We start from the raw sequence: 26,231 nt of genomic DNA, 5'->3' as shown, positions 1-26,231 counted from the left end.
GCCGCCGGCACGCATTAATCTTGAGGACATGTCGAGCCCCGCCGAGCGGTACGCCGCGGCGCGCCGCCGGGCCGCGCAGGCCTCCCAGTTCCCGGCGCTGGACGAGTTCGCCCTCGATCTGGGGTTCGATCTCGACGACTTCCAGCGGGAGGCGTGCCAGGCACTGGAACGGGGCAGCGGCGTGCTCGTCTGCGCCCCCACCGGCGCCGGCAAGACGGTGGTCGGCGAGTTCGCCGTACACCTGGCGCTGCGCGGCGCGCCGGGGCGCGAGGCCGGCGGTCCCGGCGGCGCGGGCGACGAGGTGGTGCCCGCGGCCGGCGGCGAGGCCGCCCCGGCCCCGGCCGCGCCCCGGCGGCGCAAGTGCTTCTACACCACCCCGATCAAGGCGCTGTCGAACCAGAAGTACCACGACCTGGTCGACCGCTACGGCGCCGAGCAGGTCGGGCTGCTCACCGGCGACAACGCCATCAACGGCGACGCCCCGGTGGTGGTGATGACCACCGAGGTGCTGCGCAACATGCTCTACGCCGGCTCGGCCACCCTCGAGGGCCTGGCGTACGTGGTGATGGACGAGGTGCACTACCTCGCCGACCGGTTCCGCGGCGGGGTCTGGGAAGAGGTGATCATCCACCTGCCCGCCTCCGTCACCCTGGTCTCCCTCTCGGCCACCGTGTCCAACGCCGAGGAGTTCGCCGACTGGCTGGTCACCGTGCGCGGCGAGACCGCCGTGGTGGTCAGCGAGCACCGCCCGGTGCCGCTGTGGCAGCACATGCTGGTCGGCAAGCGCATGTTCGACCTGTTCCACGACGCCGACGCCGCCCGCAAGCACGACGTGCACCCCGAGCTGCTGCGCTACACCCGCGACACCATGCGCCGGCTGGAGCTGGGCGAGGGTCGCAGCGCCGGCCCGGGCGGCGGGCGGCGCGGGCCCCGCTGGCGCGGCCCGATGCGCCCCGACATCGTCGACCGGCTGGACCGGGAGGGCCTGCTGCCGGCGATCCTGTTCATCTTCAGCCGCGCCGGCTGCGCCGCCGCCGTGCAGCAGTGCCTCGCCGCCGGGCTGCGGCTCACCTCGCCCGAGGAACGGGCGGAGATCCGCCGGGTCGTCGAGTCCCGGGTCACCGCGATCCCCGGCGAGGACCTGTCGGTGCTCGGCTACTGGGAGTGGCTCGACGGCCTCGAACGCGGCCTGGCCGCCCACCACGCCGGCATGCTGCCGGTGTTCAAGGAGGTCGTCGAGGAGCTGTTCGTCCGGGGCCTGGTGAAGGCGGTCTTCGCCACCGAGACCCTCGCCCTGGGCATCAACATGCCGGCCCGCTGCGTGGTGCTGGAGCGCCTGGTCAAGTACAACGGCGAGGCGCACGTCGACCTGACGCCGGGGGAGTACACCCAGCTCACCGGCCGCGCCGGCCGGCGCGGCATCGACGTCGAGGGGCACGCCGTCGTCGTCTGGTCCCCGGAGACCGACCCCCGGCACGTCGCCGGCCTCGCCTCCACCCGCACCTACCCGCTGCGGTCCAGCTTCCGGCCGTCGTACAACATGGCGGTCAACCTGGTCGGCACGGTGGGCGCCGAGCCGGCCCGGGCGCTGCTGGAGTCCTCCTTCGCGCAGTTCCAGGCGGACCGCTCGGTGGTCGGCCTGGCCCGCCAGGTGCAGCGCAACACCGAGACCATCGAGGCGTACGGCGTGGAGGCGGCCTGCCACCACGGCGACTTCGACGAGTACTTCGCGCTGCGGGTCGCCATCGCCGACCGGGAACGGGCCATCGCCCGGCAGGGGCAGAGCCAGCGTAAGGCCGCCGCGGTGGCCTCGCTGGAGCGGCTGCGCGTCGGCGACGTGATCCGGGTGCCGTCGGGCCGGCGGGCCGGCCTGGCGGTCGTGCTCGACCCGGCCACCGGCGGCTTCGGTGAGCCCCGGCCGCTGGTGCTCACCCAGGACCGCTGGGCCGGCCGCGTCAGCCCCGGCGACTTCACCACCCCCGCCGAGGTGTTGGCGCGGATCCGGGTGCCGAAGCACTTCAACCACCGGTCGCCGGCCGCCCGGCGAGACCTGGCCGCCGAGGTCAGCGGCACCGGGCTGGACCGGCACGGCGGGCGCCGGGGCGGCCGTTCCCGCCAGGCCGTCGGCGAGGACCACCGGCTCAGCCAGCTCCGCGGCGAGCTGCGTCGCCACCCCTGCCACGCCTGCCCCGACCGGGAGGAGCACGCCCGCTGGGCGGAGCGGCGCCGCCGCCTGGAGAAGGATACGGAGGAGCTGCGGCAACGGGTGGCCGGCCGGACCGGTTCGCTGGCCCGTACGTTCGACCGGATCGTCGCGCTGCTCACCGCCCGCGGCTACCTCGCGCCCGACGGCACGGTGACCGACGCCGGCCGGATGCTCGGCCGGATCTGGACGGAGGCGGATCTGCTGGTCGCCGAGTGCCTGCGCCGGGGGGTGTGGGACGGGCTCTCCCCGGCCGAACTCGCCGCCGCCGTGTCGGTGGTGGTCTTCGAGGCCCGCCGCGACGTCGACGAGCGGGCGTCGCTGCCGCGCGGCCCCGTGGCCGAGGCGGTCGACGAGACGCTCAAGCTGTGGAGCGAGATCGAGGCGGATGAGGCGGCCCGTGGCCTGGCGGTCACCCGCGAGCCGGATCTGGGCTTCGCCTGGCCGGTCTACCGTTGGGCCCGGGGCGAGGCCCTGGCGAAGGTGCTCGCGAGCGGCCACGAGATCGACGGCGAGATGCCGGCCGGCGACTTCGTCCGGTGGGCCCGGCAGGTGGTGGACCTGCTCGGTCAGCTCGCCGACTCCGGCGGCGCCTCGTCGGAGCTGAGGTCCACTGCCAGGCAGGCGATCGCCGCGGTCAACCGGGGCGTGCTGGCCTACCACGCCCCGGCCTGACCGGTCACTCTCCGTGGTGGCGCCTCGGAATCCTGCGCGGCGGCGCGGATCGGCAGCTCGGTGACGATCCTTGGCGGCAGCGGCCGAAGCGCCGCCCACTGAGCGCCGGTCGGGTCGTGCCGTCTCGTGGCTGGAACTGCGCCAGTTCCGGGCGCTGCACGAGGCGGCTGAGTATCTTCGAGGTCGCCAGGTAGCCGGGTCCGCACGGATCACACCGAAGCCAAAGCCGGAGCACTGCGCGCCGCGCCGAAACCTGTGGCAGGAGCGCCTTTGGCAAAGGCTCCTCAACGGACGCAAGGACTCGGTCGGCACGACGACCGCTCGTCGGCACGACCGGGCCGGCTCGCGTTCCGCTGCCTCATCCGCCGACCCGGGAGAGCTTGTCGGGGTTGGTGACGGAGAAGACCCGGCGCACCGCCTCCCGCTCGGGGTCGAGGTCGAGGACGAGGACCGCGAACGGGACGCCGCGCTCGAACAGGATCGCGGCGGGATCGCCGTTGACCGGCCGGTAGCGGATGTCGAGCCCGGCCGGGACACCGGCGGCGACCGCGACGAGCAGCCGGGCCACCTCGTCGCGCCCGTGCACGGGGTGCAGGCTGGTGGCGGGTCCCTTGCCGCCGCCGTCGGTCCACAGGGTGACGTCCGGGGCGAGAACGGCGAGCAGGCCGCGCAGGTCACCGCCGAGCGCGGCGGTCAAGAACCGCTCGGTCACCTGCTGCTGGAGTCGGGGATCGGGTTGGAACCGGGGGCGGCGGGCCTGCACATGCTCACGGGCCCGGTGGGCGAGTTGGCGCACCGCCGCCGGTGAGCGGCCGATGATGGTCGCGATCTCGGTGTGCGGGTAGCCGAACACCTCGTGCAGGACGAAGACGACCCGCTCCGCCGGGGTGAGGGTCTCCAGCACCACCAGCAGCGCCATCGACGAGGACTCGGCGCGCAGGACGGCGTCGCCCGCGTCGCCGTCCTTGGCGGGCAGGGTGGCGAGGGGCTCGGGCAGCCACTGGCCGACGTAGGACTCCCGGCGCCGCTCGAGGGCCGCGCGCTGGGCGAGGGCCTGGTTGACGGCGACCCGCGTCAGATAGGCGCGTGGGTTCTCGATCGACGCACCGTCGGTGTGGTTTCTCGCCGCCCAGGCCAGCCAGGTCTCCTGCAGCACATCGTCGGTGTCGGCGACGCTGCCCAGCATCGCGTAGACCACCGAGAACAGCAGCTCCCGGTGGGCGAGGAAAGTAGTCGTCGGGTCGGCGGTCGGCGCCGGCTGCACGTCGTCGGACACGGGTGTCACCTCCGGTCGGGTTCACCTCTGAGAGGACACCGGCGCCCGGGAGTGTGACATCCCCGGTGGGGAAATGTGATCCATTCCGCAGCCGAGCACCATCGCTGTCACAGTTGGCGACGCGAGCGCCCTCCTGGTTGCCGAGTCGGGACGATCCCGTCCCGGCCGAGCCACTCCCATCGCCTTGGAGGCCGCAATGCGTACCGTGATCCGTGACGTGCGGGTGTTCGACGGGCAGCACACCGTGGAACGAGCCGACGTGTTCATCGACGGCGACCGGATTGCCGAACCGGACGGCCGACCGGCCGACGTGCAGGTCGACGGCGCCGGCCGGACCCTGCTGCCCGGCCTCATCGACGCCCACACCCACACCTTCGACGGCAGCCTCGCCCAGGCCCTGGCCGCCGGCGTCACCACCGAACTGGACATGTTCTGTCTGCCGGACAACCTGGCCCGCCAGCGTCGGCTGGCGGCCGACTGCGATGACGTGGCCGACCTGCGCAGCTGCGGCCTGCTCGCCACGGCCCCGGGCGGCCACCCGAGCCAACTGATGACCGGTCTCGACCCGCAGACGATGGCGGCGCTCGGCGACGCCGCCGGCCCGTTCCCCACCGTCGCAAAGGTGGCGGACGCCGCGCCGTTCGTCGCCGCCCGGGTCGCCGAGGGCGCCGACTACATCAAGATCGTTGTCGACGACGGGGCGATGCACGGCGCGGACCTTCCCGTGCTGACCCCCGACGTCGTGTCCGCCCTGGTCGAGGCGGCACACGCCGCCGGCCTGACAGTGATCGCACACGCCATCACGACCCGGGAGGTGACCATCGCCCTCGACGGCGGTGTCGACGGGCTCGCGCACGTCTACGCCGACGCCGGGTCGGACGACCCGACCGGCTGGCGACTCGCGGAGCGGATCGCCGGTGACGGCGTCTTCGTGGTCACCACGCTCGCCTACTTCGAAGCGATCAGCCAGGGCGCCGCCCTGGACCACGTCGCTGCGGGCAGCGCCGCCAACGCGGTGCACGCCGCCGGCGTGCTGCACCGGGCCGGCGTCACGCTGCTGGCCGGCACGGATGCCACCCCGTTCGCCCCGCAGCACGGCACCGCCATGCACCGCGAGCTGGCGCTGCTCGTCAAGGCCGGACTGACCCGGACCGAAGCGTTGGCGGCGGCCACGAGCGTGCCGGCCCGGCACTTCGGGTTGACCGACCGGGGCCGCATCGCGCCCGGGCTCCGCGCCGACCTGCTGCTCGTCGACGGGGATCCGACCACCGACATCACCGCCGTCAGCGCCGTCGTCGACGTCTGGCGTCGCGGCGTACGCCAGAACCGGCAGCCGGCCGTCGCCGACGCCCAGATCTGAGGACGAGTGACGTGACGATCCTCGACCACCACGCACCCGACGCCACTCCGGGGGCCGCACGCTCCCGGTCGTGGCTGGTCTTCCGCGCGATCACCACCTGCGTGGCCGTGCTGATCCTCGGCCAGGCCGCCCTCGCCGGCGGGTTCCTCTCCGGGCACTACGACGCCCTCGCCGCCCACGGCCTCAACGGCGGGCTGCTGGCGCTGGCCCTGCTGGTGCAGTGCATCACCGCCATCGTCTGGTGGCGGGCCAGCAGGGGCCCGTCCTGGCCGGTGCGGGCCAGCCTGATCCAACTCCTGATCGCCGGCGCGCTGATCCCCCTCGGCGAGCAGCGGGTCCTGACCGTCCACGTTCCCGTCGCCGTCGGACTCACCGTGGGCGTGGCGCTGCTGCTCGTCAAGTCATGGGGCGCGGCACCAACCCGTCCCCGGCGGACGGCGACCGGCACGCCGACACCGGACCTGACCACGGGAGAGGCCGCATGAGTCCACGAATCACCCGCCGTCGACTGCTCGGCACGAGCGCGGCCGCCGTGGCGGCGGCCGCCGGCGGTGGCTGGCTCGCCCGCAGCGGGCTGCTCGGCCCCGGCGAACCGGGCCGGCTGCTGCCGAGCCAGGTGCCGCTGCCCCGGCCGTACCAGGTGCCGCTGCCCGTTCCTCCGGTGCTCGCGCCGGTACGCTCCGACGCCACGACGGATTACCACGAGATCACCCAACGGCCGGCCACGCTGAGCATCCTGCCGGGGTTGCCCACCGAGGCGTGGACCTACCACGGCAGCTTCCCCGGCCCCACGATCCGCTCCCGCGCCGGCCGGCGCACCGTCGTCCGGCACCGCAACACCCTGCCCCACCCGACCGTGGTCCACCTGCACGGCGGGCACACCCCCGCCGACAGCGACGGCTACCCCGCGGACCTCATCATGCCGGCCGGAGGAAGCACCCCGGCGCACGTCGGCCACCACGCCGGCCACCACGGCGGCCACGATCCGGGGCGGATCAGCGTCGGCGAGCGGGACTACACGTACCCGATGCGGCAGCGGGCGGCGACGCTCTGGTATCACGACCATCGGCACGGGCACACCGGCGTGGCGGTCTGGCGCGGGCTGGCCGGCTTCCACCTCGTGCACGACGACGAGGAGGACGCGCTGCGGTTACCCGCCGGTGACCGCGACATCCCGATCATGATCGCCGACCGGTCGTTCGCCGCGGACGGTTCGCTCAGCTATCCGCTGATCGATCCGGACCTGCGCAGCCCCGGCGTCACCGATCCGTACATGAACGGCGTGCTCGGCGACGTCATCCTGGTCAACGGCGCGCCCTGGCCGGTGCTGCGGACTGACCGGGCCCGGTACCGGCTGCGGCTGCTCAACGCCTCCAACGCCCGGCGATACCGGCTGGCACTCGACCCGCCGGCTCCCGGCGGCGGCCTGGTGCAGATCGGCGGCGACGGTGGTCTGCTGCATCGCCCGTTGACCCACCACACCATCGACATCGCACCCGCCGAACGCTTCGACGTGGTCATCGACTTCTCTCGCTACCGTCCCGGCACACGCGTACGGCTGGTGAACCGCCTCGGCACCGGCCGCACGGCCCACGTGATGGCCTTCGACATCACCGGCGCGACCCACGACGACCCAGGCCTGCCCGAGCGACTCAGCCACATCGAGCCCCTCGACCCGGCCCGCGCCGCAGTGACGCGGACGTTCCACTTCCAGCTGCGCCCCGACCACGGATGGACCATCAACGGCCAGCCCTACCGGCCCGGCCGCCCGCTGGCCCGGCCGCGCCTCGGCACCACCGAGGTCTGGCGACTGATCAGCGACTTCCACCACCCGGTACACGTGCACCTCGACCCGTTCCAGGTGATCAGCCGCAACAACCGGGCACCCGGCCCGTACGACGCCGGCTGGAAGGACACCGTCGACGTACGCCCGTCCGAAGCGGTCGAGATCGCCATCCGGTTCACCGACTACGCCGGGACCTTCATGCTGCACTGCCACAACCTCGAACACGAAGACATGGCCATGATGGCCGACTTCACCACCACCTGACCACGCCCGCTGCCGCCCCGTACACGGCTTCGAGTCAGGACCGCACAACCCCGGGCGGGCTTGTCAGGCCCGCGAGGACGCGTCCGCCGCGCACCTGCCGTACAGAACCACCCCGTGGTGAACGCACGGACCGACTCCCCTTGCTGATCCGACCCTGAAAGAGACCATGACCCTCACCGAAGAGACCGTCCAGGCAACACCGCACTCACGCGGCCGGCCGGGCGTGTTCGCGCGCGTCGCCAGCTTCTCCCACCGCCGCCGCTGGCTCGCCCTGCTGCTCTGGCTCGCCGTGATGATCGGCGTCTGGACCTCGGCCGTCATGGCCGGCAACGACTACCGCGAGGACTTCTCCCTACCCGGCACCGAGTCCCAGGCCGCCGCCGACCTGCTGGCGGCCAGCGGCGCGGCCCGCGCCGGGGACACCATGGAGATCGTCCTGCACGCCAAGGGCGGACTGCGCGACCCCGCCGTCCGGCAGCGCGTCGAGACGATGTTGGCCGATGTCGCCGAGCAGCCCCACGTCGCGCAGGTACGCAGCCTCTACGCGGATGCGGCCGCCATCGCGCCCGACGGCACCATCGGTTACGCCACGGTGATGCTCAACATGCCCGCCAAGGACATGGAGAAGGAGGACGCCAAGCGCGTCTACGACGTGACCCAGGAGGCGGCCGGCGACGGCCTCCAGGTCGAGCTGGGCGGCGGGCCGGCCCGGCTGCTCGGGCAGAGCTCGGGCGGCGCGGCCGAAGGCGCGGGACTGCTCGCGGCACTGGTGATCCTGGTCTTCATGTTCGGCACCGTCATCGCCGCCGGGCTGCCGATCATCACGGCCGTCTTCGCCGTGGGCTCCACTCTCGGCATCATCATCCTCGCCTCGCACCTGTTCACCATCGCCGCCTACACCCCGTACGTGATGATGCTGGTCGGCCTCGGCGTCGGCATCGACTACGCGTTGCTGATCTTCGCCCGCTACCGGGCCGAACTGGTCAAGGGCGCCTCCCCTGAGCGGGCCACGGTAGACGCCCTCGACGCCGCCGGCCGGTCGGTGTTCTTCGCCGGCTGCACCGTCATTCTCGCCCTGCTGGGCCTGGTTGCCCTCGGCCTCGGCTCGCTCAAGGGTATGGCCCTCTCCGTGGCGCTGACCGTGCTGGTCACCATGGCCGCCTCGCTGACCCTGTTGCCCGCGCTGCTGGGCATCTTCGGCGCGCGCTTCGCCCGCCAGTTCACCGCCCGCGCCGCCAAGCGCGAGGCGAAGGGCAGGGCGCCCGAGGGCACCCTCTGGCGCAAGCTCGCCGCCGCGGTCCAGCGCCGTCCGCTCACCGCCATGCTGGTGGCCGTGGTCGCGCTCGGCGCCCTGTGCCTGCCGGCGTTCACCATGCGGCTGGGCTTCGCCGACGCGGGCAGCGACAACCCCGACAGCACGAGCCGCCAGGCGTACGACCTGCTCTCCGATGGCTTCGGCCCCGGCTTCAACGGGCCGCTGATCGTGGTCGTCGATGACACGACGGGCGGCAACGCCGCCGAGGCCGCCGAGGCGGCGAGCAGCGTCCTGGCCGGCACCCCCGGCGTCCAGGCCGTCTCCCCGGCCATGCCGACCAAGAACCCCGGCGTCGCCACGATGATCACGTTCCCGGAGTCGTCGCCGCAGGACCAGGACACCTCCGCGCTCGTCGCGCACCTGCGCGACGACGTACTGCCCGGCGTCTCCGAGCTCACCGGCGCCAGCTACCTGGTCGGCGGTTCGACCGCGGCCGCCGAGGACTACTCCGCCAAGGTCTCCGACCGGATGCCGCTGTTCATGGCGATCGTCGTCGGACTGTCCATCATCCTGCTGATGGCCGTGTTCCGGTCGGTCCTGATCCCACTCAAGGCGGCGCTGCTCAACCTGCTCAGCATCGGCGCGGCGCTCGGCGCGATCACCCTGGTCTTCCAGGAGGGCTGGTTCGGCATCGAGCCCGGCCCGATCGAGGCGTACCTGCCGGTGATGATCTTCGCGGTCGTCTTCGGTCTCTCCATGGACTACGAGATCTTCCTGGTCTCCCGGATCCACGAGGAGTGGGTGCACACCAAGGACCACGCACTCGCCGTCCGTCAGGGCCTCGGCCACACCGGCTCGGTCATCAGCGCCGCCGGTGCCATCATGATCGTCGTCTTCGGCGCCTTCATGCTCAGCCCGGAGCGGCTGCTCCAGCAGACCGGCTTCGGCATGGCGGTGGCCATCTTCGTGGACGCGGTCATCATCCGCTGCCTGATCGTGCCGGCCGCGATGCAGCTGATGGGCCGGCGCGCCTGGTGGATGCCCGAGCCGCTGGCGAGGCTGCTGCCGAAGGTGGAGTTGGAGAAGCACTGACGTTCCGCGTGAACGGCGTCGGCCGGGTGGGGACACCGGCCGACGCCGTTCTCCGTATTCCTGTTGCCCGTTCAGACCGCCGGCGGCGCGTCGCCGTCCTCCGCACACGCGTGCTTCGGCAGGGCTACGCATCACCGGTGTCGTCATTCTTGTCTGCGCGCTCACGCAGCCTGAACTCGACCAGGTGCGAGTCGGCGCGGGCCCGGTCGGACAGGCTGTCAGACCCGCTCGGCGGCGGTGGCGATCCGCTCGACGCGGGCCCACAACGCCCGCTGGAGCAGGCTGCGCCTGCTGCATCCAGCCGGCGATCCAGGCCATCAGCGCGAAGTGCACGACCCAGGCGAACGCGAACCCGTAGCCGAAGAGGGTTCCGGTGGCCGCGCCGGCACCGATCACGGTCGCCGCCCCCAGCAGCAGGACCAGCGCCGCTCGACGGTTGCGGGGTTCCACCCCGGCGAGCCTGGTCCAGCACGCCCGTGCGAGCGCTCAGGCGGGGGAGAGACCTGGTCCGGCAGATGGTTGGCTCTTCACCGCGGAGGAACAGCGCTACTCAGGTTGAGACAGCTCAGTAGGTCGCGCCCCGCGCCACCTGCGCCGTCACCCGGTGGTGCAGCGCGGTGAGGGCCGGGCTGACGGTGGCGGTGAGCGGCGTCGGGTCCGCCAGCCGACGCGCCGTCTCCGGTAGCCAGGTGAGGTCCGCGTCGAATCGGCGACGCGCGGCGCGTACCTCACCGGCCGGGTCGGCAGCGTCGAGGCGACGACCGCCGCGCATGACCGGCACGAGCAGCGGCTCGCGGTTGCCCGGCGGCGATTCGTCGCGCAGCCCCACCACGTCGCCGCTGGCACCGGTGGGATCACGGAAGACCTGCTTGGGACCGGGCAGGGTGGCCTTGCCGGGCGACAGCTTGAGCACCGGCCGGTCGCCGACGGCCACCAGCTTGTAGGCGCTGTCCAGGGACGGCGCGTCGAAGGAGACGCCCATGCGGGTGCCGACGCCGTAGGCGTCGATGGGTGCGCCCTTGGCGACGAGCGCCGCGATGACGTCCTCGTCGAGGCTGCCGCTGGCCACGATCTGGGCCCGGGTCAGCCCCGCGTCGTCGAGGATCGCGCGGGCCTGCACGGCCAGTGCGGCGAGATCCCCGGAGTCGAGTCGCACGGCCACCGGGCCGGTCAGGCCCAACTCGGCGACGACCTCGACGGCGGCCCGCACTCCGGCGGGCGTGTCGTAGGTGTCGACGAGGAACACCGGGTTGGTGGGAAAGTCGGTGGCGAACGCGCGGAACGCGGCACGCTCGTCGGGGAACGCCTCGACGTACGAGTGGGCCATCGTCCCGGACGGCGGCAGCCCATAGCGTCGCGCGGCCTCGACGTCGCTGGTCGCGGCGAAGCCGGCGATCGCCGACGCCCGCGCCACGGCCGCCCCGGCCTCGATCCCGTGCGTCCGCCGGAACGCGAAGTCGACCAACTGCGCGCCGCCGGCCGCGAGGCGGCATCGGGCCGCCTTGCTGGCCACCGTGGTGTGGAAGGTGATCAGGTTCAGCACGCCGGTCTCCACCAGCTGCGCCTCCGCGATCGGCGCGGTGACCTCCAACAGCGGCTCGTCGGCGAACACCAGGCGACCCTCCGGTACGGCCCAGACGTCACCGGTGAACCGCAGCCCGGCCAGCGCCGCCAGGGTCGGTTGGTCGAGCCCGACGGTGTCGCGCAGATAGCCGATGTCGTCCTCGTCGAACGCGAAGCCTTCCAGGAAGGCCAGCGCCTCGGCCAGTCCGGCGGCCACCAGGAAGCCGCGCTGCGGCGGCAGGCGGCGGACGAACAGGCTGAACGTGGCGCGCTCCACCATGTCCCGGCGCAGGTAGCTGGCCGCCATCCGCAGCTCGTACAGGTCGGTACGCAACCCGGTCATGGGTTCCTCCGTCGGCACGTGGGTCGACGGGCCGGTGGCGCCGTGGTGATGCCGCCCCGGTCCGGTCAGGCGCGGGAGCGGCGCGCGGGGCGGCGGGACAGGGAACTCGGCGCGTTGACGCCGGCGCCGTCGCTGACACTGATGCCGAGCCGTTCGACCAGTTCGCCGCCGAGCCAGGCCGTCATCCCGGACAGGACGATGCCCGCGAAGCTGCAGATCAGGGCCAGGGCATTCGGCTCCCAGTTCGTCGCGGTGGCCCGCGCCAGCCAGCTCACCGCGAACAACAGCACGACGACGACGTTGCCGATGCCGTGGATCGCGCCGATCCGCTTGGCGCGGGTGCCGGACGGGATGGCCCGCCAGTCGGTGTATCCGAAGACCGCGGCGACGAGGCCGCCGATGATGCCGGCGCCGATGATGTACCCGGCGGAGATCTGGAATCCGGCCCGATCCGTGATCAGATACAGGATGTCGAAGATCACCGCCGTGGCGAGCAGCCCCAGCGGGAAAACGATCAGCATGGGGTGGATCCCGTGGCCCATCGCCTTGGCTCGACTTTCCAACACAGCCTCCCTCTCTGGCGGGATGTTGGGCGCGGGTACCCCTTCGGCTCGCTGGTACACCTACCGGGCTTGACTTCCTCCTCCGTCTGAAGGCGGAGGGTTCCCATCCTCGCGGGTTGGATCCTGGTTCACCGCAGACCGCACGGAAGGTTGCCCTTCGTGTCTGACGTCCGCACCGCAGGCGTTTTGCGTCTCGGCCAGCGGGCCCTCCGGTTCCCGCGGCCACCCGTTCGCTGGCCGGTCACGTGCCGGGCCGACAACTCCCCTGCCGGGTAGCGGCGACGGCCGGATCCAACCGGAGGGCCGTCGCCCGTGCCCGAGAACCGGGGCAGTCGATCGGGGGATCAGCAGCCGGCGGTACGCGTGTAGTTCCGCGTCCCGAAGTAGAGAGCCAGGTTGCCGCTGAAGCGCACCTTGATGTCGTTGCCGTTCAGGCGCTGTTCGTAGTGCAGGTGCGATCCGGAGGAGCCGCCGCTGTTGCCCACGTACCCGATGGTGGTGCTGTAGCCGACGGACTGGCCGACCGCGACGTTGAACCCGCTGAGGTGGGCGTAGTAGGTGGTATATCCGTTGCCGTGGTTGATCCGCACGTACCGGCCGTAGCTGGTGTCACCGAGGTTGGCGACCACGTCCACCGTGCCCGGGGCGCTGGCCTTGACCGGATCGCCGTGGTCGTTGGTCCGGTTGAAGTCGATTGCGTACTGCGGGCTGTGCGTGGTGCGGGTCTGACCGGACCACGTCTGGTTGCACGGGAAAGGCGTTCGGAACGAGGGCGCGGCGGCGGCGGGTGACGCCGGAACCAGGAACGCGGCGGTCGCCAGCAGGGCGACGCTGAGGGAACTCGTCAGGCGGGAGCGCATCCGAACCTCCACGGTCATAATCTTCGATCCCTCTGCCGGATGATGTCAGAAAGTTCCGATGGCTGAAAGACCTGCGGAGCGTCGGGTCGATCCACGCACGGACGCGATCCGGATGCTGTCGCGCGACGGCCGGATCACCCAGGGCATCGAGGACCAGATCGCCGCGCTCGGCCTGGTCCTCACCGCGATCGTGCTTGTGCGACCGGTATTGGCATGGGTTCGGGGGTGAAGCCGGGCGGGCCGGGTGGCCCGCCGCGGCTACATCCCCGCTAAGCCCCAGCCATCACGGTAAAGGTGAATCCGGCGCTCGTCGGACGGCGCCGGGGAATGTCGCACTTGATCCGGCGCAGTACCTCGTTCCTGCTGAGGCCGAGCCCTTGCGCGATGAGCCGTTCCGGGCGCACCGGTACCGAATCCTCGAAGACGACCTCCACCTGGACCGGCCACGCCTCGTCGAGCCATGTCGACGGGGTGTCCAGCCGCCAGGCCCCCGTCCAGTCCAGGGTGAAGCGGTTGCGCCGGGCGAGCAGCGGATCCAACAGCCTGGACGCCACCAGGTCCGGATCGTTGACACGGTAGCCGTGGAGTTCGGCCGGGTCGAAGGATCTGACTGGCACTCGCTCGTGCACGGTGAGTTTGCTCGTCCGATCGCAGGATGCGCAGCGGACCAGCAGCCACACGTCCAGCAGTTTGCCGTTGGCGTTGACGCGGAACCTGCCCGCGCCGGTGGTGGCCGACTCCGACCGGCAGTCCACGCACCGCAACGACAGCAGAGGCAGCCTGGTCCGACGAACGACCCAGGACAGCACGGTATGAGGTTGTGAAGACATGATCTCTCTAGACCTGATCTCTCTAGACCTGACACGAGGCCGATTACGCGCGGCCTCAACGCTGCAATTACCGGGCGCACAAGGGCAGCCCGGCAGAACCGACGGGAGCGTCGGCTACAGGTGAGCGGAAGAAGGTGTCAGGTCTAAAGAGCAGGCGGGGTCACGCGTTTTGTCCTCTGTCCTCACAGCGACGGGCCGCAGGCAACCTAAGGGAACGCGGAAGGAAGCCTCAAACGGTTTTCTGACGTCGAGCAGCGTCGGCTGCCAACCCCTCGGCCGCGGTGGTGCTACTCGTACTCCTGCCCGCACCGGGCCAGTTCTGCGAGATCGGCCCAGCCGAGGAAGCCGATGGTGTGCTCGCCCGGCTCCGGTTCGTTCACCAACGGCACGACGGGGCCAGGAACTTGTTTCCGTAGGCCGTCGTCTTCGCTCCAGCCGCCCAGTGCCCCGGCCATCCCGCATTCCAGGTACGCCTGCGGATCGAAGTTGTACCAGCGGATGCCCGTGGCTCGCACACATCCCGTCGTGCGGGGGGCGTCAATGCCGAACCGGGCGTACTCGTCCAGGGGTCCCTGATCGGCGAAGTCGGCCAGGTCCGCGATCTGAGACAGCACGATGGCTTCCCAGTCGGCATACGATGTCGGCTCGTCCGTGTAGCGAAACGAGGCGGAACGCCAGGAGGCCTGCGGTGGCGCCGGCTCGACCATGCCCGCCGCCACGACCATCGCGGCAACCGTGTCCAGGTCCAGCGAGACCCGACCCGACAGCGGCCGGGCTACCCGCCACCACGAACGCAGGAACACGTCCAAACCAAGCGCGGCCGCGTTCATGCGTTCGCCTTCCCGGACAAGGCGCCGGTACAGGTCGCGGTCTGTGCGGCAGACCGGCCCGGGTGGCCCGTCGACCCAGTAGGTCTGCTTGTGCGCCACACCCGACTCCAGCGCCAGGACCTTGGCCAGCGCCTCGATTCGGTCAGCGAAGGTGCCCATCCGGACCCGGTTGCCGTTGTCGTCCTGCCGCCAGAGCTCCCACACCGCCACAGCATCACCGTAGTCGTGGCCTCTCTCCGGCGGACAGCCGCATTCGCCCGTGCCGCCGGCCGGGCGCGCTGTGTCTCAGCGCACCGGTCACCGAGTAGACGTCAACCTCGGTGCTTCTCCTCGGAGACGTGCCGCAGCGAAGTGCCCGAGGCGCCGGGCGACGCCGCTGTCGCGCCGTGGATCGGGGAGCACGTGGGGAGCAGTCGGGTGCGCTGAACGGCGTCGAACCGCAACCAACAGCACGTGACGGCGCTCAACTGCGCCCGCCCTCCTGCGGCTTCTCATCTATGCAGGTCACAGTTGGGTCATGGCCGCCCCGCGTGGTGATGGCCCGCACTGGCCATCACCACGCGGTTGTTCGCGACCCGGACGGCTCAGACCGGTGGCCCGCCGTACGTCACCGTCGTCCTGGCTGAGCAGGTCGAACTGTCCGCCCGGCACACCTGGTACGTAGCGGTGCCGCGGCCTTGGACGTCGAGGGGATCGGTGTGGGCGCCATCGTTCGGCACCGTGCCGACCAGCGTGTCGTCGCGGTAGATGTCGACGTCGACGGAGGTTGCCCCCTGCCAGGTCAGATCCACCGCGAGTTGGCCCCTGTCCCGGCGTACCGAGGTGCCGACGGTGATGATGTCGCGGTCGAGGTTGGTCGCGTAGCTTCCCTTCGCGGTCGCCAGCAGCAGGCGGGACGGGCCGGCGAAGGTCAGCGTCCGAGGTTGCCGTACCGATTCGATGCCACTGTCGAACGGGGAGAACGTGGTGCCGGCGTCCGCGGAGCGGACGACCCGGGGGTCGGTGTTCAGCGACATGTACAGAGTCCGCCCGTCGGCCGGGTCACAGGCCAGGTCGGCAACGGTGGCGTTGCTCGTCCAGCCGGTGGATTCCCACGTGACGCCGCCGTCCAGGCTGCGGTACACGCCGGTGGAACTGGAGGTCAACCAGGCCGCCAGGTAGACGACGCGCGGGTCGTGGGACGACGCGCACAGGTATGGATTCATGTACCTTCCGGACAGGCCGATCATCGACGTGAACCACGACGTGCCGCCGTCTTCCGAGCGCAGGACGCTGCTGGCGTAGGCACCGCTCCGGTCGTTGATCGACGCGATCATTTCCTGGTCGGTGCCGTTCTCTACGATCTCGATGTCGAGTGCCGCCTGGCCGGACGTTCCCTCGTGGACCTTGGCCCAGGTCCTGCCGCGGTCCAGCGTGCGCCAGATCGTGGCTTCGGTGCCGGCGTACCCGAAGTCGGCGCCGGTGAGGAGGATCAGGTCCGGGTTGGTGCGGCTGAACCGGATCGTCGTGAGGTCGGACTCGTAGTAGGCCCCCTGGTCGGGGCCGAGTACGGTCCAGTTCCCGTCACCTCCGCGCCGGTAGAGCCCCTCCTGGGCCACTGTCGAGGGGCCGTTGGAGAGGGCGTGGAGCGTGCCGTCCGGGGCGAATCGGACGGTGCCGTACCGGGTCGGCGGCAGCGGCTCCCGCTTCCAGTTGGCACCACCGTCGACGGTGGAGTAGACACCGCCGGTGTTCTGGCCCTGGAAGGCGATCGCGATCTCGTCCGGGTCACGCGGGTTGACGTGGATGGAGCGGAGGTCGATCTCGGCGATGCCGTTCGACGACTGGGCGAACGACGTGCCGCCGTCGGTGGAGCGGAAGACAGCCACCGCGTCGGTTCCGAGGATGACCTGCCGCGAGTTGCCGGGCGCGAAGCGGATCGACCGCCCGGTCAGGGTGTTGGTGCCGCCGACACTGATCTCCCAGGTCGCGCCGCCGTCGGTGGTGCGGTGGACACCGGTACCGGCCGTGGTCACCAGGATCGTGTCCCGGTCGTGCGGATCCACGGCGATGCCGTGGACCACCGGAGTCGGCCAGCTGCTGTTGTGCAGTGGGGTCCAGGTCACACCGAGGTCGGTCGACTGGTAGAGACCGAGGTGCTGGTTCGAGAAGAGCTGGCCGCCACCGACAAGCAGCCGCGTTCCGTCGTACCCGATGTCGAACAACGGGCTGGTGGGAAGGCCGGCGGAGCGTTTCGTCCAGGTGACCCCGCTGTCCCGGGTGACCCACACCTGGCCGGCGTCGAACGCGACGATCACCGTGTTCGGGTCGTTCGGGTCAATCGCGATCGCCCTGCCGGACAGCGCGGCACCCATCGCCGGGGTCCGGTTGGTCCAGGTCACACCGCCGTCGGCCGACCGCATGAGGTTGACCTTCTGGGAGCCCAGGGCATTGGCGATCCCGGCCCACAGCACCGACGGGTTGACCGGGTCGACCGCGACGCTCAGGACCTGGTCGTTGAGGCCGATGTTGAGGTTGCCGGCGACCCAGGTCAGGCCACCGTCGTTGCTGCGCCACACGCCGTCCTGGGTGCCGACGTAGGCCGTTCCGCCAGCGGTGAACTCGATGGCGAAGACGCTCCTGCCATGCAGCGCCGGCACCTCGGACCAGGTGGCGCCGCCATCGCCGGAGCGGTACAGACCTCCGTTGTATCCACCGCCCGGTGCGTAACCGGCCAGCACGATTTTCGAATCCGCAGTGGACACTGCGGTGTCGTAGATGTCGCCACCGGGCGGCCCGAGCAGCGACCAGGCCGCCGCCGTGGACGTCACCGCGGACGCGGTCTCGCCCGCCGTGGGCGTCACGGCAACGCCGTCCGGGTGGTGTCCGTACGCGTCCGCGGTCAGACCCGAACTGTCCGTCCACTGGCTGTCGCTGGCTGCCGTATCGGCGGCGGCCGTGCTGGCTGCCAGCACCGTGCCGCCGGTGAGACCGAGCGCCAGCAGGGCACCCAGAGCACGTCGCAGTCGACTCGTACTCATGACTCGTTGTCTCCTTCGTTGGGGGTGGGCGCCGACGTGACCGGTCATCCCTGCTGGCCTGCGAACCGCACGGTGCTCTTGTTCGAGCACTTCAACGTGCCGGCGTGGCACACCCGGTAGGTGTACGTGACGGCGCCTGAGCCGTCGACGGCGTCGGCGTACGTGCCGTTGTTGGGCACCGTGGCGACGAGCGTGCCGTCGCGGAAGACGTCAGCGTCGGTCGAGGTAGCTCCGTCCCAGGCCAGATTCACGAAGGCGTTCCCTCGCACCCGGTGTGCCGCGGCGCTGAGCTGGATCGCCGTGTCGACCTTCACCTTCACCACCCGACCCGGCGAGCCCACCGTGCCGAGATAGACGAAGCCACCCTGCGGGTCGATCACCGCGGACAGCAGCGAGTTCTCGCCCTCTGCCAGCGTGGCCGCGCCGACCCGCTGGAAGCCGGCGAGCTCGATCTTCACGACGCCGCCGGGTGCGGTGCCGGTGCCGAAGTAGGCGTACCGACCGGCCGGGTCGATCGCCGCCGTCAGCAGCGAGTTCTCGCCGGTCGCGAGTTCGATCGCCTCGACCCGCTGGAAGCCGGCCAGGTCGATCTTCACGATGCGTCCCGGTGACGTGCCGGTGCCGAAGTAGGCGTACCTGCCCATCGGGTCGATCACCGCCGAGTAGAAGAGGCTCTCGCTCACCATCGCGATCACCCCGACCTCCGCCATCGTCGTCAGGTCGAGCTTCACCACGAGCCCGGGCGCGGTGCCGGTGCCGAAGTAGGCGTACCCACCCGCCGGGTCGATCACGGCGGAGCGCAGGTTGTCCACGCCGCTGCTCAGCGTGGCCGCGTCCACCCGCTGGAAGGTGTTCAGGTCGATCTTGACCACCCGTCCCGGCGCGGTGCCGGTGCCGAAGTAGGCGTATGCCCCCGCCGGGTCGATCACCGCCGACCGCAGGTAGTTCTCGCCGCTGTCGAGCGTGATCGTGCCGACCCGCTGGAAGGTGGCCAGGTCGATCTTCACGATGCGCCCGGGTGCGGTGCCCGTGCCGAGGTAGGCGTACCTGCCGGCCGGGTCGATCACCGCCGAGTTGAGGTAGTTCTCACCCTCGGCCAGCGTGATCGCACCCACCCGCTGGAAGGTGCCCAGGTCGACCTTCACCACCCGGCCCGGCGACGTCTGCGTACCGAAGTACGCGTACCGGCCGGCGGGATCGACCAACCCGGAGAAGAGCACGTTCTCACCGGCCGCCAACGTCGCGGCGTCGACCCGCAGCGGGACCCGGATGGCGGTGCCCTCCAGAGTGATCGCGTGCGGACCGTCGACCGCGTCGCTGGTCACGGTCACCGTCGCCGTCGCCGGCTCTTCAACGGTGGGCGTGAACGTGTACGCCACGGTGCAGCTCCGCAGGTGCGAGAGCGTGACCGGTAGCGCGCCACACGTGCCGCCGGACTGCGCGAACCCGCCGCCCGGCTCGGTGATCGCGCTGACCGTCACCGGTTCGGCGCCGGTGCCGGTCAGCGTCGCCGTCAACGGCCCGGCCGTGTCGCCGATCTTCGTCACGCCGAAGTCCAGCGAGCGGGGTGCCACGCTCAGTTGTCGTCCGTCCGGTGGTACCAGGGCGAAGTCCCGGGCGGCGGTGCCGCCCTCGACGACGGTCGCCGGGCCGCTCGCCGCCTGGTATCCGAACGCCGAGGCGGTCACGGTGTAGCTGCCGGCGGGCAGGGTGATCGCGTATCGGCCGTCCGGCCCCGTGGTACGGGTCCGGTTCACCGACCCGGCGATGGTGATGGTGGCACCGGCGATCGGCGTGTTGGTGGGGGCGGCGAGCACCGTGCCGGTCAGCTGTCCCTTCGCCGGACGCGGCGCCTGGGTGACGGCGGCGAGGGCGTCCAGCTTGCCCTGGCCCCACACGTTGTTGTTGCCGCTGGTACCGCCACAGGTGAGATCCGCGGTGTCCACGGCGGAGCCGTCCAGGATGGACCGGGTGGCGGCGATGTCGCGCTCCAGCGCGGGCGCGGCGGACCAGAGCAGCGCGACCACGCCCGCCACGTGCGGGGAGGCCATCGACGTGCCGGTGAGCGCGCCGTAGCCGCCGTTGGCGAAGGACGAGCGTACCGCGACACCCGGGGCGGAAATGTTCGGTTTCACCTGGTCAGCGCCCCAGGCCGAGGGGCCGCGGCCGGAGTTGACGTACAGGGCGCCGGTGACGTCGAACGCACCGGCCGAGTACGCCTCGGGAAGGTTGCCGGGGTTGCCCGCCTGCCCACACGCTGACCCCGGATTACCGCTGGAGAACTGGGGGAAGATCCCGGCCGCCACCCAGGCCTGGACGGTGGGCTGGTACCAGGGGGAGGTGGTGGCGCCGCCACCCCAGGAGTTGTTGATGATGTGCGGGCGGAGCGCGGGGTTCGGGTTCTTTCCACGCAGGTCGGTGGGGGCGAGCATGAACTGCCCGCTGGACAGCAGCGCGGAGGACGTGCAGGAGTTGGACTCGCAGCCCTTCGCGGCCATCCACTTCGCCCCGGGCGCCACCCCGATCTGGTTGGCCCCGCCATCGTTGCCGACCGTGGTGCCCACGGTGTGGGTGCCGTGGTTGTTGTTGTCGCACGGCACCAACGACGGGGCACCGCACACGTTCGACGGGTCCCACCAGTTGTAGTTGTGGTCGAATGTGCCGTTGCCCAGGTTGCCCCGGTACTGCTTCACCAGCGCCGGGTGGTCGTACCGCACCCCCGTGTCGATGCTGCCGATCACGATGTCCTCACCGGTCACCGCGTACTGCTGCCACACCTGCGGGGCGTTGACCCGGCTGATGTTCCACTCGACGGCCGTGACCTGCGATTCCTCGCCGGCTGCTTCCGGCGTGGGAAGCTGGTAGACCTGGTCGGCGGTGATCTGGGTGACCTCCGGGCGGGCGGCGATCCGCTTCAGCAGCGCCGCGTCGCCGGTCACCCGGACCGTGTTGGCGATCCAGTACGGCTGGTGGCTCGCTCCCGCGGCCTTCAGCATCGCCACCAGACCAGCCTGGCTGGCCCTGGCGGTGCCGGTCAGCCTCTCGTACACGAATCGGCCCTGCGCGGCCCGATCAGTGATCCTGGCCGCTCCGGAAAGGTCGGCCCGGTCCCGCAGGTACACCCAGAAGGTGGCGGTACCGTCCGCGGCAAGTGTGGTGTGCAGCGCCGGCTCGACCGATGCCGTCCGGGTGGGTGCGGCCACCGCCGTTCCTGGCATCCCCAGGACGAGCAGCATGGCCGTGACCAGGACGGCACCCAGTCGGAGCCTTCGCCGCCGAGGGGCGCTCACGAGCGTCGGGAAACCCGTCGCCAATCCTTTCAAGGAACTCTCCTCTGTCCTCGCGCGGTGCGGTCTCGCCCGCTGTCCCTTGTCGGGCCTGAGTCCGTAGCGGCGGAAGGGCTCATACCGACCGCCATCCGCCCTCGTGCCGGGTCCCCTCCGCCGTCTCGCCCGCCGGTGCGTTCTCGTCCTCGGCCGGGCTCGACGGTGCGCCCGCAGCCGGCCGTACCGCACCGGCAGGTGACGCTGGTTCGCTGGGAGACCCGGACGGTCCAGGGGTCTCGTCGGGCTCAGGATGATGCATGGCAGCAGCCTGGCCGCGAGGCAGCACGGGAACAATCCCGGAAACCCGGCAACTAACGGCTTGCCACTCAGCTCAACCGGCTCGCGATGGCCGCTCGGGAACGGATGTGCAGCTTCCGCAATACGGACGTGATGTGCTGCTCGACCGTGTACACGGAGAGGAACAGCTCCGCGGCGATCTCCTTGTTCGTGCGGCCCGCGGCGGCCAGCTCGGCCACCTCCCGCTCCCGCGGTGACAGCTCGTTGCCGTAGCTGGGCCGCCCGGTCCGGCGGCGACCGGGCAGCGACAGGCCGCGTTGCCGAGCCGCGCCGATCGCGCGGCCATAGTCCCAGGTGGCGCCCAGGCGCTGATACGTGGCCAGGGCCGCCGACAGCTCGGCGGCACCGGCCTCGTGGTCACCCGCACCGAGCAGCGCCAACGCCGCCAGCTCCCGTGCCTGGGCCGCCTGGTAGGGATAGGGCAGCCGGTCGTAGCGGTGAGCCGCCTCGACGAGGTGGCGGGCCGCTCGCGGCGGGTGGCCGGCAGCCGTCTCCAGCAGGCCCCTGGCGTGTTGGAGAACGGCCGGGGCGATGGAGACGTCCAGGTCACCCAGCCGGTGTTCGTAGTCGGTCAGCAGGACGTCGGCGTCGGTCAGCTGGCCCGCGGCGACCAGTGCCTCGGTGGCGGCCGGCAGCACCGGTGCCGCAGCCGCCCACGCCTCCTTGCCGGTCAACATGGTGAGACATCGTTGCGTCGCGGTCAACGCGGCGTCGACGTCCCCCCGGGCGAGCGCGATGCGGGCCAGACCGCTCGCCGGGAACGCCAGCGACTCCACCAGACCCAGATCCTCGGCCAGTTGCCGGGCACTGGCGAGTCGGTGTTGGGCGTCGTCGAGCTGGCCGCGACCGAGAGCCAGGCCACCCAGCGCCAGCTCGGCTTCGATCCGGCCGAGCGGGTAGTCGGACAGGGCGTCGAGCAGGGCGTCGGTGCCGTCGCTCAGCGCGTCCCAGGTGCCCCGGAGATAGTGCAGCAGGACCAGCGCGGAGCGGGTGAGCAGCTCCAGCCGGCGGCTGCCGCACCTGACCGCTCCCGTCAGGGCATTCGTCAGCAGCCGCTGCCCGACCTCGTGGTGCCCGAAGTAGCAACACTGGGTGCCGACCGAAAAGTACGCGTTGACCTCGGCCAGCGACCGGGGTGAGCTTCCGGTGGCAGCTTCGATGCGGTCGAGCACCTGCCGCCAGCGGGGGTCGCCGAGGGTCACCAGCCCCATCCCTACCTTGCCCAGCACGAACACGCCGACCATCGGGTCGTGGACCTCCGCGAGGAGCTCCAGCGCGCGGTAGAGCCAGTCTCGACCCCGGGTGACCGTGCCGATGGACGCGGTCAGCAACCCGACCGCGACTGTCGCTCGCACTCGCAGGTCCGGCCGGCTCGGCAGCTGCTCGATGGCGGTGGCGAACAACGTGCGCTGCACCGATGGATCCTCGCCAGCCACGTTGAGCGCCGAGGCCAGCAGGAACCGCAGCTCCCCCTGCGTCGCTGGCGCCCCGTTCTCGTTGAGCACCGCCCAGAGCAGGTCGACGACCTCGTGCGTACGCACCATTTCAAGGGCGGCCCAGCCCAGCTTCACCGCCAGCCGCGCGCGCTCCTGTGAGGACAACGGCCCATGGCGTACGACGTCTTCGAGCAGCCGGACCGCCTCCGCGTCGTGCCGCAGCGCCGCCGCCTGGTCCGCCGCCTGCTCGGCCGCGCGTACCCACTCCTCCAGCAGGCGAGCGTGGCGAAGGTGGTGTGCCCGCTGCCCCAGCGGTATCGGATCGAGCGCGCCGAGCGCGGCCGCCGCCCGGCCGTGCAGCTGCTGCCGGCGCGGGCCGGGCAACGCCTCCTCCACCGCCTGCGCGGCCAGCACGTGCCGGAACCCCACCAACTCGCCATGCTCGACGAGCAGGCCCGACTCCAGCGCCTCCTCCAGACCCGGCAACGCCCGGGCCGCCGGTATCCGGCAGGTCGCCACCACCACCGACATCGGTGCGGACGTGTGCAACACGGCAGCCGCCTCGACAACCGCCCTGGCCTCGTCGGACAGGTGCGCCACGCGTTCGAGCACCTGGTCACGGACTCCGGTGGGCACGTTGAGTTCACCCAGCTCCCGGCGTGCCCAGCCGCCGTTCCGGCGGACCAGTTGGCCGTTCGCCTGCAGCAACGCGAGCAGCTCCTCGATCGCGAACGGCAGCCCGGAGGCCCACTCGCACAGGTAGTCGGCGAACTCCTCGGAGACCCGGGCCAGCCCGAGGATGGCCGCAGCCAGCGCACCGGTCTGCCCCGCGTCCAGCGGGGCGAGCACGACCTGCGCGTGCCTCGTCGACGCCGGCAACCGTGCGGTCAACGCCCGTACGCCCGGGGCCGCCTCCTCGCTGCGGAACGTCAGCAGCACCGACAGCTGTGCTGGCAGATCGCCCAGCAGGTAGCTCGTGAAGTCGAGGGTCTGCTCGTCGGCCCAGTGCAGATCCTCCAGGACCAGCACCACCGGACCCACCGACCCCAGCACCTCCGCCAGCGCACGGAACACCCGATGGCGCTCGGCGGCCGGGTCGGCCAGTGGCTCGGGCGCCGGTGGCAGTGCCTCGGCGAGCTCGGGCAGCAACGGCCGGAGCGCGCCGGCCAGCGGGGACAGCCGGGTTTCCGCCAGCTCCGTGTCGAGGCCGCGGACCGCGTCGATGATGGGGCCTAACGGGAACGGCTCGCGAATCCGCCGGCTCGCCCCGAGCACGAACCTCAGTCCCGCAAGCTCAGGCCGGGCTCGTACCTCGGTGATCAGCCGGGTCTTGCCGGCTCCCGCCTCTCCCTCCAGCACCACCGCGGCGGGCGGCGTCGCCAGGGTCGACACCAGCAGATCGAGCTCCCGGATGCGCCCGATGAGCCTGGGGGAGGAGATCCGCCGCTGGCCAGGGGCCGGCCCAGGCCGCGCGACCGGGTTCCCCGTCACCGGATCACCGCCAGGATGCCCCGTCCTTCAGGGCGGGGAGGAATGGCGGACGCGTCGTCAACCATGACTGTCCTTTGTGGTAGGACTGGTCGTGTGCGGACGGCGTACAGGTGTCGGGCGTATCCGACGCCGGAGCAGGTGGCGGTGCTGAACCGCACGTTCGGGTGTGTACGTGTCGTCTGGAACCGCACTCTCGCCGCCCGTCATGCTCGTTACCACGCTGAGGGCAGAGCGACCTCGTACGCCCAGACGGATCGGGCGCTGACCGAGATGAAGAGGCAGCCCGACCTGGCGTTTCTGGGTGAGGTGTCGTCGGTGCCGTTGCAGCAGACCCTGCGGCACCAGCACACCGCCATGACTGCCTTCTTCCAGAAACGAGCCCGGTACCCGCGGTACAAGTCGCGGCACGGCCGCCAGTCGGCCTCCTACACCCGGTCGGCGTTCCGGCTGCGCGGCGGGAACCTGTCGCTGGGAAAGACTCCGGGTGTGCTGCGGTTCGTGTGGTCCTGGCCAGGCGTGGACGTGGCGGGGTTGGATCCGACGATGGTGACGGTGTCGCGTGACCCGGACGGCCGCTGGTTCGTGACGTTCGCCGTCGACGTCGAGGCACCCGTCGCACCCGAACCGGCGGGCGGGGTGGTGGGTGTGGACCTCGGCCTGACCGATTTTGCGGTGTTGTCCACCGGCGAGCGTATTCCGCGTCCGAGGCACATGGAGCGGCGCGAGCGCCGACTCAAGCGGTACCAGCGGATGATGGCCCGCCGGCAGAAGGGCTCCGCCAACCGCGCCAAAGCCAGGCAAAGGGTGGCGCGGGCGCATTCGCGGGTACGAGATGCCCGTCGGGACTTCCTCCATCAGCAGTCGACCGCCCTGGTGCGCCGGTTCGCCGCCATCGCGGTGGAGGATCTGGCGGTGGCGAACATGGTCCGCAACCGCTGCCTGGCCAAAGCGATCTCGCGTACCGGCTGGGCCGAGTTCCGTACCCTGCTGACCTACAAGGCGCACCGCGACGGCCGTACCCTCGCCGTCGTGGATCGCTGGTACCCGTCGTCGAAGACGTGTTCGGCGTGCGGGCACCTGCTCGCCCAGCTTTCCCTCGGCACACGGCATTGGTCGTGTCCGGGTTGCGGCACCCGGCATGACCGGGACGTCAACGCCGCCCAGAACATCGCTGTCGCGGCCGGGCTGGTCGAGACACAAAACGCCTGCGGAGCGGACGTCAGACACGAGGGGCAACCTTCCGTGCGGTCTGCGGTGAACCAGGAACCCCAACCCGCGAGGGTGGGAATCCCTCGCCTTTAGGCGGGGGAGGATGTCAACCGTCAGCGCCTGGCGTACCGGAGCTAGGCGCGCGGCCGTCGGGCCGCCCGACACGGGGAACCCGCGCTCCCGGCGACCTGCCGGCGGGCGGAGTGGCGATGGTGCGGCATGGTCGTCCTCCCCGAGGGATCGGGCGGCTGAGGGCGGCCGGAGCTGCCCGCCCGGCCTGCGCCGCCGGGGCCGCCTGCCTGGCATTCTGCCGCAGCGGGCCGGCGATCGGTACGGCCTGTTCAGCGGACGAGGCGGGCACGCGTCGCGTCGGGCTGCCGTGCGGTGTCCTGGTCGAGGCAGGGCGAGCGGCCCGGGCCGACGCATGGGGAGATGCTGGGGTCCACTGAGGCCTTTCGTGATAGCCCCGCCAGGGTAGGTGCGGGGAGCCGTGTCGACACTGGACGAAGCTCCGGGTGGGGCGGCAGTCGGCCAGGATCCGATGCCCCGACC

At 71.4% G+C, this 26,231-nt stretch carries 16 protein-coding genes; 7 read left to right on the top strand and 9 right to left on the bottom strand.

Annotated features, from left to right (window positions below):
• Positions 1-28: 28 nt before the first annotated feature.
• Positions 29-2,878 (top strand): DEAD/DEAH box helicase, encoded by a 2,850-nt coding sequence (locus ACGF5G_RS12935; protein WP_393262122.1) that lies wholly within the window; start codon positions 29-31, stop codon positions 2,876-2,878.
• Positions 2,879-3,236: 358 nt separating this feature from the next.
• Here ACGF5G_RS12935 and sigJ read toward each other — a convergent pair whose 3' ends face one another.
• The gene (gene sigJ / locus ACGF5G_RS12930; RefSeq protein WP_393262120.1) at positions 3,237-4,154 is read right to left on the bottom strand and encodes an RNA polymerase sigma factor SigJ; all 918 of its coding nucleotides are present in this window, start codon (positions 4,152-4,154) and stop codon (positions 3,237-3,239) included.
• A 196-nt stretch (positions 4,155-4,350) separates the two neighbouring features.
• On the opposite strand from sigJ, the gene ACGF5G_RS12925 reads away from it, so the two are divergent.
• The 4 genes from ACGF5G_RS12925 (at position 4,351) to ACGF5G_RS12910 (ending at position 9,911) form a co-directional block, all read left to right on the top strand.
• The gene (locus ACGF5G_RS12925; RefSeq protein WP_393262118.1) at positions 4,351-5,514 is read left to right on the top strand and encodes an amidohydrolase family protein; all 1,164 of its coding nucleotides are present in this window, start codon (positions 4,351-4,353) and stop codon (positions 5,512-5,514) included.
• Between the two features lie 11 nt (positions 5,515-5,525).
• On the top strand, positions 5,526-5,999 hold the full coding sequence (locus ACGF5G_RS12920) for a hypothetical protein (RefSeq protein ID WP_393262115.1): 474 nt from the start codon (positions 5,526-5,528) through the stop codon (positions 5,997-5,999).
• A complete protein-coding gene (locus ACGF5G_RS12915; RefSeq protein ID WP_393262112.1) occupies positions 5,996-7,564 on the top strand; it encodes a multicopper oxidase family protein in 1,569 nt (522 codons plus the stop codon). Before ACGF5G_RS12920 ends, ACGF5G_RS12915 begins: the two co-directional genes overlap by 4 nt.
• A gap of 166 nt (positions 7,565-7,730) precedes the next feature.
• The gene (locus ACGF5G_RS12910) at positions 7,731-9,911 is read left to right on the top strand and encodes an MMPL family transporter (protein ID WP_393262110.1); all 2,181 of its coding nucleotides are present in this window, start codon (positions 7,731-7,733) and stop codon (positions 9,909-9,911) included.
• Positions 9,912-10,476: 565 nt separating this feature from the next.
• Here the strand turns inward: ACGF5G_RS12910 and ACGF5G_RS12905 are convergent.
• From ACGF5G_RS12905 to ACGF5G_RS12895, 3 genes are all read right to left on the bottom strand, one after another.
• A complete protein-coding gene (locus tag ACGF5G_RS12905; RefSeq protein ID WP_393262107.1) occupies positions 10,477-11,817 on the bottom strand; it encodes a nicotinate phosphoribosyltransferase in 1,341 nt (446 codons plus the stop codon).
• Between the two features lie 65 nt (positions 11,818-11,882).
• Entirely contained in the window at positions 11,883-12,359 is a 477-nt protein-coding gene (locus ACGF5G_RS12900) for a DUF2231 domain-containing protein (protein WP_393262617.1), read from the bottom strand.
• 365 nt (positions 12,360-12,724) lie between these two features.
• Positions 12,725-13,258: a M23 family metallopeptidase gene (locus ACGF5G_RS12895; protein WP_393262104.1), complete on the bottom strand. Its 534-nt coding sequence runs from the start codon at positions 13,256-13,258 to the stop codon at positions 12,725-12,727.
• Between the two features lie 40 nt (positions 13,259-13,298).
• Here ACGF5G_RS12895 and ACGF5G_RS12890 point away from each other — a divergent pair, with 40 nt between their 5' ends.
• Positions 13,299-13,469 (top strand): hypothetical protein, encoded by a 171-nt coding sequence (locus tag ACGF5G_RS12890; protein ID WP_393262102.1) that lies wholly within the window; start codon positions 13,299-13,301, stop codon positions 13,467-13,469.
• A 40-nt stretch (positions 13,470-13,509) separates the two neighbouring features.
• Here ACGF5G_RS12890 and ACGF5G_RS12885 read toward each other — a convergent pair whose 3' ends face one another.
• The 5 genes from ACGF5G_RS12885 to ACGF5G_RS12865 all read right to left on the bottom strand — a co-directional run bounded on the left by ACGF5G_RS12885 (position 13,510) and on the right by ACGF5G_RS12865 (position 24,470).
• Positions 13,510-14,049: a DUF1062 domain-containing protein gene (locus ACGF5G_RS12885; RefSeq protein ID WP_393262099.1), complete on the bottom strand. Its 540-nt coding sequence runs from the start codon at positions 14,047-14,049 to the stop codon at positions 13,510-13,512.
• 308 nt (positions 14,050-14,357) lie between these two features.
• On the bottom strand, positions 14,358-15,110 hold the full coding sequence (locus ACGF5G_RS12880; protein WP_393262096.1) for a hypothetical protein: 753 nt from the start codon (positions 15,108-15,110) through the stop codon (positions 14,358-14,360).
• A 374-nt stretch (positions 15,111-15,484) separates the two neighbouring features.
• Complete coding sequence (locus ACGF5G_RS12875; RefSeq protein WP_393262093.1) at positions 15,485-17,920, bottom strand: WD40/YVTN/BNR-like repeat-containing protein; 2,436 nt, start codon at positions 17,918-17,920, stop codon at positions 15,485-15,487.
• Between the two features lie 44 nt (positions 17,921-17,964).
• Positions 17,965-21,123, bottom strand: coding sequence for a S8 family serine peptidase (locus tag ACGF5G_RS12870; protein ID WP_393262090.1), 3,159 nt, complete (start codon positions 21,121-21,123; stop codon positions 17,965-17,967).
• 449 nt (positions 21,124-21,572) lie between these two features.
• Positions 21,573-24,470 carry an AAA family ATPase gene (locus ACGF5G_RS12865; RefSeq protein ID WP_393262087.1) on the bottom strand — a complete coding sequence of 966 codons (2,898 nt, stop codon included), beginning with the start codon at positions 24,468-24,470 and terminating at the stop codon, positions 21,573-21,575.
• Positions 24,471-24,512: 42 nt separating this feature from the next.
• Between ACGF5G_RS12865 and ACGF5G_RS12860 the strand changes: the two genes are divergently transcribed.
• A complete protein-coding gene (locus ACGF5G_RS12860) occupies positions 24,513-25,772 on the top strand; it encodes an RNA-guided endonuclease InsQ/TnpB family protein (RefSeq protein ID WP_393262084.1) in 1,260 nt (419 codons plus the stop codon).
• Positions 25,773-26,231: the final 459 nt, after the last annotated feature.

This window comes from Micromonospora sp. NPDC047730 (assembly GCF_043204765.1).
GTDB lineage: Bacteria > Actinomycetota > Actinomycetes > Mycobacteriales > Micromonosporaceae > Micromonospora.
Note: the sequence above shows the minus strand (reverse complement) of the source record. Positions and strands in the feature narration are given on the sequence as shown.

Bases quoted from the DNA above. Each gene is read 5' to 3' on its own strand.
- ACGF5G_RS12935 (WP_393262122.1), top strand. From the start codon at position 29: ATGTCGAGCCCCGCCGAGCGGTACGCCGCGGCGCGCCGCCGGGCCGCG.
- ACGF5G_RS12925 (WP_393262118.1), top strand. From the start codon at position 4,351: ATGCGTACCGTGATCCGTGACGTGCGGGTGTTCGACGGGCAGCACACC.
- ACGF5G_RS12915 (WP_393262112.1), top strand. From the start codon at position 5,996: ATGAGTCCACGAATCACCCGCCGTCGACTGCTCGGCACGAGCGCGGCC.
- ACGF5G_RS12910 (WP_393262110.1), top strand. From the start codon at position 7,731: ATGACCCTCACCGAAGAGACCGTCCAGGCAACACCGCACTCACGCGGC.
- ACGF5G_RS12905 (WP_393262107.1), bottom strand. From the start codon at position 11,817: ATGACCGGGTTGCGTACCGACCTGTACGAGCTGCGGATGGCGGCCAGC.
- ACGF5G_RS12900 (WP_393262617.1), bottom strand. From the start codon at position 12,359: ATGGGCCACGGGATCCACCCCATGCTGATCGTTTTCCCGCTGGGGCTG.
- ACGF5G_RS12895 (WP_393262104.1), bottom strand. From the start codon at position 13,258: ATGACCGTGGAGGTTCGGATGCGCTCCCGCCTGACGAGTTCCCTCAGC.
- ACGF5G_RS12890 (WP_393262102.1), top strand. From the start codon at position 13,299: ATGGCTGAAAGACCTGCGGAGCGTCGGGTCGATCCACGCACGGACGCG.
- ACGF5G_RS12875 (WP_393262093.1), bottom strand. From the start codon at position 17,920: ATGAGTACGAGTCGACTGCGACGTGCTCTGGGTGCCCTGCTGGCGCTC.
- ACGF5G_RS12860 (WP_393262084.1), top strand. From the start codon at position 24,513: ATGGCGGACGCGTCGTCAACCATGACTGTCCTTTGTGGTAGGACTGGT.